Source organism: Reyranella sp. GW821-FHT14A01, from assembly GCF_058803965.1.
The window spans coordinates 152850-168287 of record NZ_JBXAPM010000014.1; the positions used below are offsets into that span (position 1 = coordinate 152850).

15 protein-coding genes are annotated in these 15438 nt (G+C 56.3%); 11 read left to right on the forward strand and 4 right to left on the reverse strand.

The features are described 5' to 3' along the window. The first annotated feature begins 43 nt into the window (after positions 1–43). Entirely contained in the window at positions 44–1453 is a 1410-nt protein-coding gene (locus AC1ROX_RS24310) for a type IV secretory system conjugative DNA transfer family protein (RefSeq protein ID WP_493130035.1), read from the forward strand. Beyond that, entirely contained in the window at positions 1450–2001 is a 552-nt protein-coding gene (locus AC1ROX_RS24315; RefSeq protein WP_493130037.1) for a hypothetical protein, read from the forward strand. The genes AC1ROX_RS24310 and AC1ROX_RS24315 overlap by 4 nt, the downstream gene beginning before the upstream one ends. A gap of 43 nt (positions 2002–2044) precedes the next feature. Here AC1ROX_RS24315 and AC1ROX_RS24320 read toward each other — a convergent pair whose 3' ends face one another. Beyond that, positions 2045–2299, reverse strand: a complete 255-nt coding sequence (locus AC1ROX_RS24320; RefSeq protein ID WP_493130039.1) for a hypothetical protein — start codon at positions 2297–2299, stop codon at positions 2045–2047. Between the two features lie 630 nt (positions 2300–2929). Here AC1ROX_RS24320 and AC1ROX_RS24325 point away from each other — a divergent pair. The 3 genes from AC1ROX_RS24325 (at position 2930) to AC1ROX_RS24335 (ending at position 5410) form a co-directional block, all read left to right on the forward strand. After that, complete coding sequence (locus tag AC1ROX_RS24325) at positions 2930–3094, forward strand: hypothetical protein (RefSeq protein ID WP_493130041.1); 165 nt, start codon at positions 2930–2932, stop codon at positions 3092–3094. A 313-nt stretch (positions 3095–3407) separates the two neighbouring features. Beyond that, entirely contained in the window at positions 3408–4580 is a 1173-nt protein-coding gene (locus tag AC1ROX_RS24330) for a hypothetical protein (RefSeq protein ID WP_493130043.1), read from the forward strand. 32 nt (positions 4581–4612) lie between these two features. After that, positions 4613–5410, forward strand: a complete 798-nt coding sequence (locus tag AC1ROX_RS24335) for a LamG domain-containing protein (protein ID WP_493130044.1) — start codon at positions 4613–4615, stop codon at positions 5408–5410. Positions 5411–5488: 78 nt separating this feature from the next. On the opposite strand, the gene AC1ROX_RS24340 is transcribed toward AC1ROX_RS24335, so the two are convergent. Beyond that, positions 5489–6079 (reverse strand): tyrosine-type recombinase/integrase, encoded by a 591-nt coding sequence (locus AC1ROX_RS24340; RefSeq protein WP_493130045.1) that lies wholly within the window; start codon positions 6077–6079, stop codon positions 5489–5491. Positions 6080–6643: 564 nt separating this feature from the next. Between AC1ROX_RS24340 and AC1ROX_RS24345 the strand changes: the two genes are divergently transcribed. Continuing rightward, entirely contained in the window at positions 6644–7534 is an 891-nt protein-coding gene (locus AC1ROX_RS24345) for a hypothetical protein (RefSeq protein ID WP_493130046.1), read from the forward strand. Between the two features lie 486 nt (positions 7535–8020). Here the strand turns inward: AC1ROX_RS24345 and AC1ROX_RS24350 are convergent, their stop codons facing one another. Together AC1ROX_RS24350 and AC1ROX_RS24355 are read right to left on the reverse strand one after the other, a co-directional pair. Further along, entirely contained in the window at positions 8021–8932 is a 912-nt protein-coding gene (locus AC1ROX_RS24350; protein WP_493130047.1) for a nucleotidyl transferase AbiEii/AbiGii toxin family protein, read from the reverse strand. Beyond that, positions 8919–9770, reverse strand: a complete 852-nt coding sequence (locus AC1ROX_RS24355; RefSeq protein ID WP_493130049.1) for a type IV toxin-antitoxin system AbiEi family antitoxin domain-containing protein — start codon at positions 9768–9770, stop codon at positions 8919–8921. Before AC1ROX_RS24355 ends, AC1ROX_RS24350 begins: the two co-directional genes overlap by 14 nt. A gap of 218 nt (positions 9771–9988) precedes the next feature. On the opposite strand from AC1ROX_RS24355, the gene AC1ROX_RS24360 reads away from it, so the two are divergent. Genes AC1ROX_RS24360 through AC1ROX_RS24380 form a run of 5 tightly spaced genes read left to right on the forward strand, consistent with a single transcriptional unit; the run spans position 9989 to position 15425 of the window. Next, entirely contained in the window at positions 9989–10885 is an 897-nt protein-coding gene (locus AC1ROX_RS24360) for a DNA-methyltransferase (protein ID WP_493130051.1), read from the forward strand. Continuing rightward, positions 10882–11346, forward strand: a complete 465-nt coding sequence (locus tag AC1ROX_RS24365) for a BglII/BstYI family type II restriction endonuclease (RefSeq protein WP_493130053.1) — start codon at positions 10882–10884, stop codon at positions 11344–11346. The genes AC1ROX_RS24360 and AC1ROX_RS24365 overlap by 4 nt, the downstream gene beginning before the upstream one ends. Positions 11347–11355: 9 nt before the next feature. After that, positions 11356–12684, forward strand: a complete 1329-nt coding sequence (locus tag AC1ROX_RS24370; RefSeq protein WP_493130055.1) for a hypothetical protein — start codon at positions 11356–11358, stop codon at positions 12682–12684. Positions 12685–12693: 9 nt separating this feature from the next. Continuing rightward, entirely contained in the window at positions 12694–14598 is a 1905-nt protein-coding gene (locus AC1ROX_RS24375; RefSeq protein WP_493130057.1) for a DEAD/DEAH box helicase, read from the forward strand. Further along, positions 14598–15425 (forward strand): protein NO VEIN domain-containing protein, encoded by an 828-nt coding sequence (locus AC1ROX_RS24380; RefSeq protein ID WP_493130061.1) that lies wholly within the window; start codon positions 14598–14600, stop codon positions 15423–15425. The genes AC1ROX_RS24375 and AC1ROX_RS24380 overlap by 1 nt, the downstream gene beginning before the upstream one ends. Positions 15426–15438: the final 13 nt, after the last annotated feature.

Here is a 15438-nt window from a genome sequence, read left to right on the forward strand (position 1 = left end):
TCAACCGTGGGGCAAAATCGTGGCGGAGCGGTTGTGGGGAGACGTGTCGAGCAACGCGAGCGCGCATACGAAATCGGCGGGGACCGGGTTTCCCCCACGCGGAGCAGCCGTCCAAGGCAGGATCGATATCCCTCCGGCGTCGGTCTGGGGGCATCCCTGGCAGCTCGGCCAGACCTGGCAGTGGGCGGCGGGCAAGATCCTACTAGGGGCTTGGGAGGGCCGAGAGATCGGGTGGGGCGACGACCGGCACGTCGTCACCGTCGCGGGTTCCCGGGCGGGCAAATCCTCGACGGTCCTCATTCCCAACCTGCTCCGCTACCCCGGATCGGCCTTGGTCCTGGACCCTAAGGGCGAACTGGCCCGGGCGACCGCCAAGGCGCGGGAGGCCATGGGCCAGAAAGTCTACATCCTCGACCCGTTCGGAGAGACTGGACGGCCCTCCGACCAGCACAATCCTTTCGACGAACTGAAGGAGAGCAAGGCCGGGCATGTTACGGCCGACGCTGCCCTGCTGGCGGATGCACTCATCATCTCGAACGACAAGGACCCGCACTGGACGGACTCGGCAAAAAACCTCATCCGGGGCCTGACCCTCCATCTCCTGAGCACCGGCGAGAAGCCAACCATCCGGGAGCTACGGCGGCTCCTGAACACGGACGCGGCAGAGTTAGAGGACGTTTTGAAGGCAATGCGCCGTTCGGAGGCCTATGACGGCGCGGTCGCGAATGTGGGCGCTGCGTTTCTGGGCAAGGCCATGGCGGGCGGCGAAGAGCTCGCCAGTATCCTCTCGACCGCACAGGAACAGACCACCCCACTGGACGACGTGCGGGCCGTCACGGACAGCTCAAGCTTCCGCCTGCGCGACCTCAAAGAGGGCAAGGTCACGATCTATCTTGTCTTGCCGGGTATGCGGATGGGCACGCATTTCAGGTGGCTGCGCGTCATCATCCAACAAGCGTTGGCGGCGATGGAACTGAGCAACGCCCGGCCTGACTTGCCTGTCCTATTCTTGCTCGAAGAGTTTCCGGCGCTGGGATACATGCGCCCCATCGAGACAGCCGCAGGCTTTGTCGCCGGATTCGGCGTCAAACTCTGGACCGTTCTGCAGGATTTCTCGCAGCTCAAGACTCAGTATCCAAGATCTTGGGAAACATTCCTTGGAAATGCCGGCGTCATTCAAGCATTCGGAAATGTCGATCTCACGACGACCGAGTATCTCTCAAAACGACTTGGCAATCTGACCGTGACTGAGACTCAGCACGTTCAGGTCTCGGCCTCAGCCATGGCTCATGGTGATCTTGGTCAGCGCGAGCATCTTCGTCATGTCCGCCTTCTCGAACCAGACGAGATTACGCGCTTCTTCACACGCGAGAGCAATCTGCAGCTGCTTCTCGTGCCAGGGCGGCCGCCCATCTATCTCAATCGTCTTCCTCATTCAGGATCAAGGTCATGAGCTACACGTCTATTCGCGAACGCGACGACAACGGCAGGCTCACGCGAGCGGGATTCGAATGGTCGGAGCGCCGCGATTCAACCTTCGTTCCTCTCTTCTCCGGGTTAGTGATATCGGTGCCCGGCGTCTTGTACGGACTCTTTCTGGTCCTCATCAACAAGCCGCTTGGGTATGTCGTCCTCTTTGGCGCCGCTTTCATCATGTGGCTGTTTTGGCATGGCCTCAGGCATGGGACATCGCGCACGCGCTCTCTCGTGTTCGGCGCCGAGGGGGAAATCGATTCACCCCAAGGTCTTCCTAAATCTCCCGACCTTAAGCGGTGGGAAATGAAGCATTCAGATATTGTTTCCATCGAAGCGGTGATGGAACTGAGCGAGAGCACCGTAGAGATGTTCAGGCGTAGTGGTAGAAAAGCACTCCTTGCGCACAAGCTCACGCAAGATGAAGCGCGCGAGGTGGCCGTTCAATTGACGACTGCTCTCCACGAAATGCGCGCCGCCATTGGCGGCGCGCAAAAGGCGATGGCAAGTCAGGTCGTCATCGACTGACGATGAGGGCGCGGCCCGAAGGCCGCGCCCGCAGTGAGCCGCATTAGTATTTGGTTGGGCGACGTCTCGGCTCGCGGGCCGCTTGGTCTTCGTTGCCGTCGGGCTGCTGTTCGCTGAACTCGCGGACGACGATCCGGCCAGCGACCGGGTAGCTGTCGAACCTGAGCGAGAGGCCTTTGCCGTCTCTGTTTGCCCAGCCTGCGCCGACACGTATCCAGCGGGCTTTCTCGTTTCCGTCGATGACCTGCCAGATGGCATGGCTCGGGCGGTTGCTCTTGGTTTCGGTTTCGTTGCTCATTGTAGTCTCCTTTTCCAATCTGGCTCAGCACGTCGCTGGCCTTATGGGGGCGTGAAACCCCGGAGATGGTGAGCGGGTCACACAGGCAACACGGGAGCGCAGCGAATGGAGCGGGCGGCCTGTTGACCCATAGCGAGCGATCCGGGGTAGACCCCATACCCAAAGGCCAATCGACGTGCTGGCACCCAGATCGGGAGACGACTGGTGAGCAAAGACGATGCACAGGCAGCAACCTGCCCTGCCTTCGAATACCAACGACGCGGTGAACTGCGAGCGGACGAGCCCGGCTTATCCTGGCTCAGAAGACGGCTGGGCCAACGGTCAGGTGCGTTGACAGGTAGAAGGACAGCCAGAAGCGAAATGAAGCGGAACACCGCAGAGCACGGGGACTCGAGCGACGCAAAGACTTCGAGCCCTCGGTTAAATCCTTTGAGATCACGCCGCGCACCGCACCGCCTTGAAAGCAGACCTAATCTCATCGGGCTGCGAAGAGGTTCAACAAGGGCCCGCTCCATTCGCGCGAGAATGCGCTCCCGTGTTCCATGCATGAACCTGCATCCCTGGATGGATTGGCCGGTTGCTCAAGGCCGGGCGCGGTGCCCGGCTGGAACCAACACAAAGGAGTAACCAATGACCACCGAAAACAAGTCATCGCCCAAGGGTGTCCCGGCTACCGCACCTTCCGAGAACATTGCGTTCTGTCTGAGTGCCGCCCTTAACCTTCCAATTCACGGCAAACGATTGACGGTCGTTTTCAACGCATCCCTCACCAGCGGCGATAAGTCCACCGGCTAGCACCGGTTCGCATCGGGGCCAGCATTGGCCCCGATGCACTAGGAACACGTTCCTAGCGCGGACAGATAGGCCCTCCGGTTAAGATGGATATGGATGCTGCTCGACAGTATCCGGGGCGTGATAACCCCGATTGCTAAGTGGCTCGCATGTGCCAAGAGAACATGCCGCCTTCGGTCGTATGGCCGGGAGGCGGCAGTGTATGTCCAAGCCTCGCGGCTAAAGACTGCCGCGCCGTTTTCTTAGCAATCACGGTTATCAACTCCCGCGCCACCAGAGGAATGGTCCTCTGCGGCGCACGCGACCGTGAGGGGAAATGGCATCACACAAGAGTCTGCACATTGCAGCATATGTATTCGTGGCAGCCTGGCTTGCCTGGTCCACATCGGCCTATGCCGCCTGCACCAGCCCGGCAGGAGCAGAATCACAGACTCAATACGATTTCACCGGCCATGTGCTGAAGTACTGCGACGGCACGAATTGGCTGTCCATGAGCGGAGCGAGCAGCGGTAGCGCAGGCTATATCCAGTTTTCAAGCGGCTCGGGCGGGTTTTCGAATTCGGGTACGACGGCGGGCCAGCAACTATTCTGGGACAACACCAACAAGCGCCTCGGCATCGGCACAGCTACTCCTGCCTACTCTCTAGATGTGAGCGGTGCGATCAGAACCAGCGGGAACATCTATTCTGTTGTCGCGGGCGGCGGGCAGTATATTCACCTACGCAATCCGACCAACGAAGTTGATTGGATTCTGAAGCATGGTGGTGCACACTTTCACATCGCGAATAACCCTTCAGGTAGCGAAAAGCTTACGATACAGAATAGCAGCGGCAACGTCGGCTTGAGCACCACGTCGCCTAGTTACCTGCTTTCCCTCAGCGGCGAGGCCGCGCGCACGATTGGCATGGAGCGCACGAGTGCCGGAACGAACGGCTACGGGCTGACTCTCCTAGCGGGTGGCGCGAAATCAGCAACGACGGATCTGAACGGCGGCGATCTCACATTGTCGTCTGGCACGGCGACAGGCATCGGCTCTTCGAACATCTATTTCAGGACTGCCACCGCAGGTGCGACGGGAACAGCAGACCGTACACCGTCAACGTCGATGACAATCTTCGGCAACGGCAACGTCGGCATCGGCACGACGTCGCCGGCGGTCAAACTCGACGTAACGGGCACCATCGTAAGCCGCCCTGGGAATGTGGCGTCAGGCGGGGCGGTTGATCTTTCGACAAGCAACACCGTGACGCTCGCCTCGGTCGGTGGTTCCACCATTACGCTTTCGAACATGGTCCATGGCGGCAACTATACGCTCGTCGTTCAGGACACGACCTCGCGGACCTACACGTTCTCGGGCTGCAACACGTCGAAAATCCGCCCCGCCAACGCGGCCACCACCGCAAGCTCTCAGACCATCTACAACATTCTCACGCTCTATAACGGCTCGACTTACGATTGCTACATCACCTGGACGACCGGGTATCAGTGATGCGCAGATTGTTCGCAATGCTGCTCGCTTGCATGGCGCTGATCGTGGACGCACACGCCTTCAGCGGCGCACCTACGCAAATGCAGATGGCCCCGCAAATCTTACCCATGGGAACGTGCACGCAGCTATCGTCATCGTGGACGCCGCAATGGGCCGCGCTCAAGCAATACTGGAAGCTGGACGGCGCGGATTCCGTTCCGATTGCGAATGCCACCACCGTACCCGCCGCTATTGGCAAAGTTGCCAGCATGGAAAACGCCAATGGCACTGGAGGCAAGCATGTCTACGGCGTGATGGGCAACGGCATTGGAATGGATGGCGTGGATGACGGTGTTGTCATCGCTTATGGCACGAGCCTTGAGCACACCACCATCACAGTGTCCGCGTGGTTGAAATTGAATGCTCTTCCTGCAGATGCCAATCCAGATCTTGTCGTCTCGAAACTGCAAAGCAGCGGTTTCGGGCTATCCATCATGCCGGGAGGAGGCATACAGTTCCAAGTCTGGAGCGGGGGCGCCTATCGGTCCGCAACATCTGCCGCCGCTGTAATCGACACCGGCAACTGGCACCATCTGGCAGGCACCTATGACGGCACAAACGTTGTGGTTTACATCGACGGAGTAGCGAAGGCCGCGACAGCCTACACGGGCCTCATCGAGTACCCAATAAACAATGCGCTATGTATCGGAGCTGATACAGCCAACAGCAATTCGGCCTGTACAGGCGGCCGACGTATCAATGGGATCATCGACGATGTTGCACTCTGGAATGTTGGGCTGACCGGGGCAGAGGTGCTTACTCTTTACAATCGAACCGGCTGCACAAATTAGGATTGGTCTGCCGTACTGCGCGGCTGTCAGATACTCGCCCGGCTGAGTGCATAAGCAGTCAGCTCTCTAATTTCACGACTACGTGACCCACATACGTGATGCGATTTCGCGTTCCTCGTCCCCCATCGCCTGGAGATAGATGGCCGTTGTTTTCAGGCTAGCGTGACCAAGCCAACGTTGCACGAGGTTGAGGGGCACACCACACCGGACAGCATGAAGACCAAAGCCGTGCCGAAGGCCGCGCGGCGTGGCATGCGGCCCCGGCGGAACATCCGCCTCCCGCATTACCTCCTTCACGAGCCTCCACGCCTGACTTCGGCAGATTGACCAAAGCAGCTGGCCCCGGTCGCCAAGATCGTGGTGACGATCCAGGGCGGCAAAGAGACTCTGCGGGATGGGCACTTCCCGGATGACAACTGCCCCATTGCGGCGCTTGAGACTGCGCAATGCCAGAAACTGCTCGCTTCGCTCGACCGCGGCAGCGGTTACACCGAGTGCCTCCGAAATGCGGCACCCTGTGTGAGCGAGGGTCAGGCAAAGTGTGGCCACGTCCTGGCGGGGCCAGGACGTGGCCACCTCTATAAAATCAGCCCTTTCGCGGCGCGTAAGGTATTTCCGCAGGCCGCCATGGGTATAGAGGCTCCCGGCTTCGGTGTGCTGATGCAACATGATGCGTCCTTTCGTCGGCGGCTCCGACGAGGACGCGACAGTCTTGCCTATTCTGTTGAAGCGCCCAGAACGCCTGGATTCATTGAATTCAGACGACTTAGCAGAACCTATATTAGCGCGGGCGCATAGGGGTAGCAACACACCAACGGTTGCAACGGCAGGACGTGCAACAGAATAGGCAATTCTGTTGAGTCGGCCACTCAGAACGTCGTCAGGGAGTTCCTCAATTCTTGTCGCTCGGCCTCAGCTCGCCGATCGTCAGTTCTGATCAATCATAGTGCCGCGATACGCGGTCTCTTCATTCACTCAGGCGGTCAACATGACTCATAAGCTTGGCGTATGTCTTGATGGCGCTCGTCATGTTTGCCGCGGTCCTGCCGTGGCAGCTCGCTTTGAAAGCGACACTGGCGAAGCGCGGGCGGGCGACAAGTGGTCGTTCGAGCCGACGCGTGCTCGCTGAGCAAGCCGAGAAGCGCCTGGTTTCAAGTATTTTTGATCGTGGCGGTGCTCTGGCCGCTTCGTGCTTCCTCCGCTCAACACTCAGATCAATAGGAGTCCGACGTAATGCTTAAATCCTACGCTGTCTTGGCATTGACCTTTGCGTGCGTCGCCTCCGCCGCGCACGCACAAGAGAAGCCAATCGAGTTGCCGGTGGTGCAAGACCGTCCGCCTTTGGAAGGCTACGGTACTGCGAAAGCGGATGTGTTGGGCATTCGGTTCGGCGAAAGCCGCTCCGACACGCTCGCAATGCTCCGCAAGGCTTTCCCCGACGGCAACATTGAGGAAATCGGTACGAACATCACGCTGGGCGACAATCGCGGGAACAAGGTGACGGTTGCCTATCCCCACACCGTCATCCTCACGAACAGGAATGACAATACGTCTGAACGGATCAGGATCCTCTTTTCGAGCGCTGCCACAGGCGGGCGCGTCGTGGAAATCGAGCGGCGAGTCGATTATCCGTCAAACAATCTAGGGGACATGGCGGCCGTGCGGGCCAGCATTCGGGAGAAGCACGGCGAACCTACGCTCGTTGAGCGCTTCGACCATCAAAATCGTATCGAAATTACGTACACGTGGGAAAAACGGCCCATCAAGTCGTTCGGCGAGGTGGACGTTCTCAAACGACGTGGTGGCGAAGCGAGGCCGGACAGTCAGAACGTGTGCCTGCTCACCGCGGGCAACTCCGCGTATCGGGGCTCCTCCGGCAACATCTACTCATACATCGCGCCGGGTCGCCGCAAAGGCAATCCCGGCTGGGACGTATGTGTCGGCGCCATCCAATACACGATCTTCTTTGGCAAGAACCCGCAAACGGTGAGCGCCATTCAGGTTGTTGCGACCGACTATGCGCGTTCGATGGCGGATTCTCTTCTTCTCGATGAGACATTCACGAAGTTGGTCGACGAGAAAGCGAAGAACGTCAAAGGATCGGCGGGAGCGCCGAAGCTCTAAGCGTCGCCATGGCATCCTTCATTCCATGATCTAACGTGAGAATTCCCATGCAAAATCATATGTCCGTTGTCGCTCTTGCCGTAGCAACAGCGGTTACACTTGCCGGCTGCTTTGGCGGGAAGCCGAGCGAAAAAGAGATGGCGGAGGCGCTACTCGCGAGCGCCCAATTTCAGGCCGGTATCATGATGGCGAGCAGTTTCCAGCGAGGCAGCAATTTTGAGAGGGACCTGGCCGAGATGGAAAGGCGTGGCGTGGTTGGGAGCGCCGCATGCATTGAAGCGCAAGGGGCGCCTGGATACGTATGCGATTTTCGATGGGGGCTAAAGCAACCAGACGGATCTGTGAGCTATGGCGCACCGAGGAAGGGACGTTTCTACAAAGTCGGGAGTACGTGGAACGTTGATCTGTAGGCGCTGGGTCCGCCTTTCTCAAGCGTGTCTAGGAATTCTGCTGGATGAGCGGACCGGCGTGAAGCTGACAATAGTACTATTGTTCAAGCACTTTCCGGAGAGCATCGACAAGTGCGCCTCGTTTCTCCGGCGATAGTTTATCCAGATTGATCTGACGCCATTTGACTGCCGGAAGGTCCGCGACTTCGGGAATGCCAAGCAAACCCCAATCGGGTGTGCCCTGCTCGAATGAGATGAGGAAGTCGCGGTGCTCCTGCGGCATGTCGTCGACGACCATCGCGATAAGGTGGTCGCGCGTAGCCGAGAGTTCCGCGAGCGAGACCGGATACTCGGTCATGCCCTCGAAGCCTTGGGCATACTCTCCGTCCAGCGGCTTGAGGGTGGGCCGCAAGACTTCGAACATGGGGCGATCATGCGAGATCATGTAGACGAGAAACGCTTTTCGGAGCTCGTCGCCAATGCCTTCATTCGCCAAGAGGTCGCGAACGTCGAAGAGGTCGCGTGGATGCTGGCGATCAAGCGCAGCGACTAGCTTACCTGCGTAGAGGTCGGCGAAAGAAACGACCTGGATTTCAGCGAACCCGAATTGCTCTTCGACGGTGGCCGTGACGCTTCGGATCTCCGGCGCATACACCGTGCCGCGCATGACAGGCGTGACTTCGATCTTGATCTGTACGTTGTCCGCACGGACGGTCAGTTTTGATACCGTGTCGTCCATACGCGCCATGGCGATTGTGCTGCCGCGCACGCCTTCGCGTATCGCCTCGGCGATACGCTTCATGGCCGCGTCAATCGCAGCAAGAGACTTAGGCCGAGGCGCGACCGGCAAATACACAAGATCGATATCGACCGACAAACGCGGTAGGTCGCGTACGAACAGATTGATCGCGGTCCCTCCCTTGAGGGCGAAGCAGTCTTCGGGGGCTACGTAGGGAAGGACACGCAGCAGCAGGGCGACCTGGCGGCGATACTGCTCACTGAACGCCATTGAGGTCCTTGGGTACGGTGATGAGGTAGGTCGAATCCAACTTGCCGCCTTTGACGAGCATGCGTTTGCCCGATCCTAGATCGATTTCTTCTTTCTTGAGATGTCGCCGCCATGCATGCGTATGCCGGTCGGCAAAGAAAAAGAACAGCCGCTTGACCTTGACGCTCTTGCAGTCCGCCAAGAGCTTCTGAAGACGGCGCGGGCTGAGATTGGTCAGTCCCTCCATCAGCATATCCACCTGATGAAAACTCTCGTCGTCCGGCAGCTCATCGAGAAGCTCCAGGATGGCGCGCTCCGGCGTGGACAAGGTGAGGGGCCAATCCCACGTCCCCCACGGCTGATAGGTGAAGCCGCGCTGGAGCGGATCGTTGCTGGTGCCCGCGTTCTTCTTGATGTCGAATTGCAGACTGCTCAGGCCGTACGTGACGGGCTCATTTTTGAAGAGACGCAATGCGTTGTGGTGAACGAACTGCACGCCGAGATCGAGCTTGCTCAGCCAGGTCGGCAGCGCGTCTTTACTGTACAGATGGACCGTCTTGGTCTGCTGCGGGAGGTAGTGGGCGAAGCCTTGGAGCTCGAGCGCGGTCCGCCCGCCGACCACGATAGGGTCATCTAGGATGATGGTCTGAAGCGATATGATCGCTTGCTGCCAGGTGAGCTGGCCGCGCGGCTTGCGGTAGACGCCTCGCACCACGGAAGCCAGCCAACTAGCGGTGACGTAGTGATTCACCAGCTGCCGAGAGTAACCGTGCTCCTTCAGCCAGGCTGAGGTAACGAGAAGGCCCTCGGGCAGATCTCGTTCTAAGCGGTTTAACAGATTGTCTTTATGTAACGCCACAATTTACAATATATCTAATACTCAAACCAAAGGCAAGTTTGTATTTTTTCTTTAATGTAAAGTACCACTAGACCAACTGGAGAAGATGGAAACCATAGTCCCCGCTGATGCTCCCCAAAAAGGCCCAACAGCCTTACGCAACAACATCCTCTTCCGCCTTCGTCAAAATGTCGGCAGAATAGAGGAACAACTCGTGAACCTACATCCTAGAGGGACTCTTGGGCCTTGTTTCAAAATCAACAAATATCGTGCGGCTGAAACCCGCAAAAGTTGCGCGTCTGCAGCGGGACGCAGAGGCGCAAATTGTCTGCGAGGACAACCTGACGTATATGCGCAAGTTACCCGCAGATTCGATGAAGCTGATCGTGACGTCACCGCCCTATAACCTTGGCAAAGAATACGAAGAGAAGCGTTCGCAAGAGCGCTACATTGAAGAGCAGGTCGCTTGCATTGCGGAGGCCGTGCGACTGCTTCATCCAAACGGATCAATCTGCTGGCAAGTCGGAAATCACGTTCAGAATGGCGAAATATTCCCACTCGATATTGTTCTTTATCCGCTTTTCAAGAATCACGGGCTGCAACTTCGCAATCGCATAGTCTGGACATTTGGTCACGGTTTGCATTGCCAAAAGCGGTTCTCCGGAAGACATGAGACCATCCTCTGGTTCACGAAATCAGAGGACTACACTTTCAACCTGGATCCGGTTCGTGTGCCTTCGAAGTATCCGGAAAAGAAACACTTCAAGGGACCAAATAAAGGGAAGCTGTCCAGCAATCCCCTTGGGAAAAATCCTGCCGACGTTTGGGACATTCCCAATGTTAAGTCCAACCATGTAGAGAAAACCGACCATCCTTGTCAGTTTCCAGTTGGACTGGTGGAGCGGCTAGTCCTGTCGCTGACGGACAAGAGTGACAACGTGCTCGATCCCTACATGGGAGTGGGTTCTTCTGCGATCGCCGCTCTGAAGCTTGGTCGTAATGCTTTTGGCTGCGATCTTGACCAAGAATACGTTGATATTGCCTGGGAGCGGATACACCAGCTTCGTGCAGGCGCGTTGAGAACGCGCCCCATGAATAAGCCCATCTACGATCCGCATGCTAAAGGGAATGAATGAAACTCGCATTCACCTACGATGATCACCACAATGCGGGCGCGGCGTGGGAACAGAGAGAGCTTAAAGAATGGCTCACGGATGTGTTTGAGGCACCCACAATTGCGATTCAGCGGCATTGTACGCAGCAGATACATGAGCATGTTCAGCAGGAATTCATGAATGAAGGGTGGGCGACGGATGTCCGCCTGGATGCGCAACACCAGCTCGCTGTCACTGCCATCAAGGACGATCTGGCATTTCAGTTGCAAACTGGAAATATGAGCCGCGCTCCTTATGATCTTCTGAAGTTGCAATATCTGTTTCAGAGCGAGCGAATTGAGGCGGCGGCGCTTGCGCTTCCAACACGGAAAGCCGCTAAGGAGATTGGAGACAATCTCGCAAATGCTGAACGCGTATGTCGCGAGATGAAGCTCTTTGACCGAGTGATCACCGTGCCGATCATCGTCGTCGCGTTTGAATAGGGGCGGGCGATGGCTAAATATGAAATCAAACTTACGCCCAGGTCTGAACGCGAGGCGATGATTCAAAAGCGGGCTGAGACATCACCGGATACTGATACGCTTTATGACTTCCGGGGCGATAAAGCGACCCTCAAGATTATTAAGCTGCCTATCGATGTTCCGGTCTACCGGATGGACAATTTGCGAACGTATTCAGAGCAACAGGACGCGATTGCTAAGGGCTCTCTCGACAAGAACTACTTTGCCAAAGGGCAGGAGCTTAGTTCGGTGCAGGCGGTCCAGCATGGCATTCTTGCCAAGCTTGCAAAGCGCGAAGCGACCTCAATCTCGTCCATTGTCGATGTTCTGGACACTGAAGGTCAGCGGGCGGCTATTTTGATCACGAGCACCGGGGTTGTGGTCAACGGAAACCGCAGACTTAGCGCTATGCGCGAACTGTACGCTGCCGAGGCCTCAGTGAACTCGCGGTGGGCGCATGTTAAGTGCTTAGTGCTGCCCGCCGATACCAGTCCCGATGAAGTTGATGATATCGAGGCGAATGAACAAGCGCGCCCTCAAACGAAGCTGGACTACGATTGGATTGGCGACGCTCAGCTTGTTCGCCGCCAAGTCAATAAGGGACGATCTCCGGAAGTTGTCGCGCAACAGCTTCGCCGCAACCCATCCGACGTTAAAAATCTCCTGCAAGCTATCGATGAGGCAGATCTTTATTTGAACGAGTGGGTCAAGAAGCCCGGCCAATACTCCATCGTAAGCGGCGATGCGGAGCAGATATTTGGTGACTTGCCGAAGAGATTGGAAAAGAAGACGGTCGGCCTGCAGAATGCTAGCCGGGCCATTGCTTGGTCTCTGTTCGAAAACAAAGACAAACTGCCTGGCCGCGTTTACGCTTTCAACTCAGCGTTCGGTAAACTGGCCCCAGTAGTGTTGGCGAACGTTGCTGAACAGCTTGATCTGGCCAAGCCGATCGCTGAGGAGGCCGGGAATGATGACGAAGGGTTCGCGGTTGATATCGAAGATCCGAGCGCCTCAGACGACTATTCCGGTATTATTGAAGCGCTAAAGAATGAGGATACTCGAGAAGAGGCTGTCGAAGCCCTAATCGAGGCCAGCCAAAGCGCGATTGAGATGGATCGCGGGCAACGTTCGAAGAGTGCCGCCCTCAAGACCTTAACTCAGGTACATGCCAAGCTGGCCGGGCTAGATTTGGCAACGGCTGGAGTGTCCACTTACCCTGGACTCGGCAAGCAACTTGAATCAATTCGCGATCTAATCGGCAGATTAGACGTAAAGCTTGCGGCCCTGAAGCAGTCACCGCCTGATCAAAACGACGGGTGAGGGTGAGCTGTGAGCAATCCGGTCGGAGTTATCATCGAGTATGACGAAGGGAATTGTGGTCGGTTTTGTGTTGCGCAAGCAGACACATCTGCGCCGATTTGGTCGCGTATCAAGGTCATGGTCGTATCTAATAATTTAGATGCCAAGATCACTGAAAATAGTGTCCAGGTGTCCTGGCCAGACGCGTTGAACATTGTCCGGGAATTTGGATCAAAGGGAACACAACGGACGCTTGATTTCAGGTTCAAGCCGGATGAAAGAGCGGCCTCTCGCCTGAGGGTCTTTGCTGAGGAGATACAAGCGACGAGAGCGAAGCAAGGCGCACTTGTCTCCACGCGTTCCGAAGAACAGATAAAGAGAGACCTTCGAGATATGGGGTTTCAGAAGCGGGAACTGAAGCCGTTCCAGCTTCGCGACCTGACACACCTGTTGAGCTTGTCGAATGGCGCAAATTTTTCAGTGCCTGGCGCTGGAAAAACGACTGTTACGTTTGCGCTTCATATGCTGACTCGAAAGCCGGGCCAGAAGTTTTTCGTCGTTGCTCCAAAAGCCGCGTTCCAAGCATGGAGAGATATTGTTCATGAGTGCCTGATTCCCAGCGCTCCGGATGGCGGCAATGAGCCCTTCACTGTCCTCGATGGGCGAGAGGGTGATACGGCCGCCGCGCTTTCATCGGGTGCCACGCGATTTTTGATGTCATACGATTTGTTGGTGCGGCAGCAAGGTTTGATTGCTGCACATTTCGCCAACAATCCGACTCATCTGGTTTTGGACGAAGCGCATCGTATGAAGGCCGGTGCGTTGTCGCAGCGAGGTGCTTTCCTTCTCAACATAGCTACTTTGCCAATCAGAAGAGATATTCTTACGGGTACGCCGATGCCTCAGGCGGCGTCAGATATTCAATCGCAGTTGGATTTTCTTTGGCCTGGGCATGGTCTAGGTGTCGATGTTGCACGGGGGAAAGCGCCTCGAGAGGTGCTCGGAAATCTGTACGTCCGAACTACAAAGCAGGAATTGGATATACCGAAGGCTGAACGGCATTTCATTGATGTATCGATGAAGCCCGGCCAACTCGCTTTGTATTCAATCGTTCGACAAGAATTCCTCCGGCAGTTTGCAAAGCAGACTAACCAGCAGATGGGGCAGTCCCAGATACTGAAAGCGCGTCGATCAGTAATGCGCCTTCTCCAATTGTCGGTGAACCCGAGTCAGGCGTTAAGCGCGATGGCAAATGACGACGTTGCTGTCGCATCTGGAATTGCAGATGCCGTAATTGATGAAGGCCATTCAGCCAAGTTGACGGCAGTTATGGATCATGCGCGGGCTCTCTCGAACAGTGGCAAGAAGGTTGTTATCTGGACGATTTTCACCGATACGATCCGAAGTCTTGCCTCCGCACTCGCTGATCTCAATCCGGTAGTATTGCATGGTGCGGTTCCCTCCGGTGCTGATACCGACCCGGATACACGCGAGGGACGTGTAAAGCGGTTTCATGTCGATTCTGATTGTCGTGCTCTAATCGCGAATCCCGCCGCTGCAGGGGAGGGGATTAGTCTCCATACAGTTTGCCACAACGCGATTTACGTCGATAGGAGCTACGTTTCGACGCATTATCTTCAGTCGATTGATCGTATCCATAGACTGGGACTGAAGCCTGATGAAAAGACGGATATTTTTGTTTACCGATCTAAGGCGCCACCAGAAGTAGGCAGTATCGATCTATCGGTTAGTAGAAGGCTGACTGAGAAGATTCGCAATATGCAGATGCTGCTAGATGATCCGGATCTGCATGAGATCGCCTTTGATGAGGAGGAAGCTGACGATCCAGTCGACTACGATGTCACGGTGCAAGACATCATTGACTTGATTGGTGAGCTCGAAGGCAGAATGCCGCCTTCATCTGACGAGGAATAATGGCGCCCTTCTCGACAGAGAGAGTGTTCGCGCTTTCCTGCTTCGAGGGAGTGCGCCTGATACGCGTCTACGCTGCAAAGCAGCCGGAGTGCCCACTCCCAGAACTCATCACGATCATCGAGCGCATTGAATCGGATGCGGCGAATCTAGATTTGGAGGCATCTGCGTATTTGCATGGTTTGGTAGATGGAGCCTGTGATCTTATCGGCGAGGGGTTTTATCAGGCCTGCATCTCTGCCGTAGTAACGAAGCACCAACCAACGTGGTGTAAGGCCATGAAACAGGGGAGAATGCGCTTTCTGGACGCGCTCGAGCCAAATGATTTCGACGTATTCGCCGCGGCTGGAATTACAAAGGAGCCTCCACCGCTTCAAGTTGTGACATGGTGGGATACTGTGACCGGCTTTGCGAGGCTGCTTTCTGACATCGAAAAAATGGAGCAAGCAAGGAAGGCCGAGCAATTAACGATAGATATCGAGATCGCTCGCCTATCTAGTTTAGGTATTAACAAAACGCCCGAATGGAAAGGGCTGGATGATAATTTTGCTGGATATGATGTTCTTTCGTATGACCTTGGTGAATTGGGTCCGATAAGCCGTATGATTGAAGTCAAATCGACCGTGGCCTCGCCGCTTCGCTTCATTTTGACGAGAAACGAATGGGAGCAAGCTGTGAAAGTGGGGAGCGCTTACGTCTTTCACGTTTGGGATATGTCCAAGACGCCACCGACATTGTATGAGCGCACGACAGAGCAGGTGGCGACCCATATCCCGACCGACAATGAAAGAGGGAAGTGGAAGACTGCCGAAATTCCGCTGGGCATTTGAGATGCTCTGAGAG

Coding starts and splice junctions, on each gene's coding strand:
- AC1ROX_RS24315 (WP_493130037.1), top strand. CDS start 1,450: ATGAGCTACACGTCTATTCGCGAACGCGACGACAACGGCAGGCTCACG.
- AC1ROX_RS24320 (WP_493130039.1), bottom strand. CDS start 2,299: ATGAGCAACGAAACCGAAACCAAGAGCAACCGCCCGAGCCATGCCATC.
- AC1ROX_RS24325 (WP_493130041.1), top strand. CDS start 2,930: ATGACCACCGAAAACAAGTCATCGCCCAAGGGTGTCCCGGCTACCGCA.
- AC1ROX_RS24330 (WP_493130043.1), top strand. CDS start 3,408: ATGGCATCACACAAGAGTCTGCACATTGCAGCATATGTATTCGTGGCA.
- AC1ROX_RS24335 (WP_493130044.1), top strand. CDS start 4,613: ATGGCGCTGATCGTGGACGCACACGCCTTCAGCGGCGCACCTACGCAA.
- AC1ROX_RS24340 (WP_493130045.1), bottom strand. CDS start 6,079: ATGTTGCATCAGCACACCGAAGCCGGGAGCCTCTATACCCATGGCGGC.
- AC1ROX_RS24345 (WP_493130046.1), top strand. CDS start 6,644: ATGCTTAAATCCTACGCTGTCTTGGCATTGACCTTTGCGTGCGTCGCC.
- AC1ROX_RS24350 (WP_493130047.1), bottom strand. CDS start 8,932: ATGGCGTTCAGTGAGCAGTATCGCCGCCAGGTCGCCCTGCTGCTGCGT.
- AC1ROX_RS24365 (WP_493130053.1), top strand. CDS start 10,882: ATGAAACTCGCATTCACCTACGATGATCACCACAATGCGGGCGCGGCG.
- AC1ROX_RS24370 (WP_493130055.1), top strand. CDS start 11,356: ATGGCTAAATATGAAATCAAACTTACGCCCAGGTCTGAACGCGAGGCG.
- AC1ROX_RS24380 (WP_493130061.1), top strand. CDS start 14,598: ATGGCGCCCTTCTCGACAGAGAGAGTGTTCGCGCTTTCCTGCTTCGAG.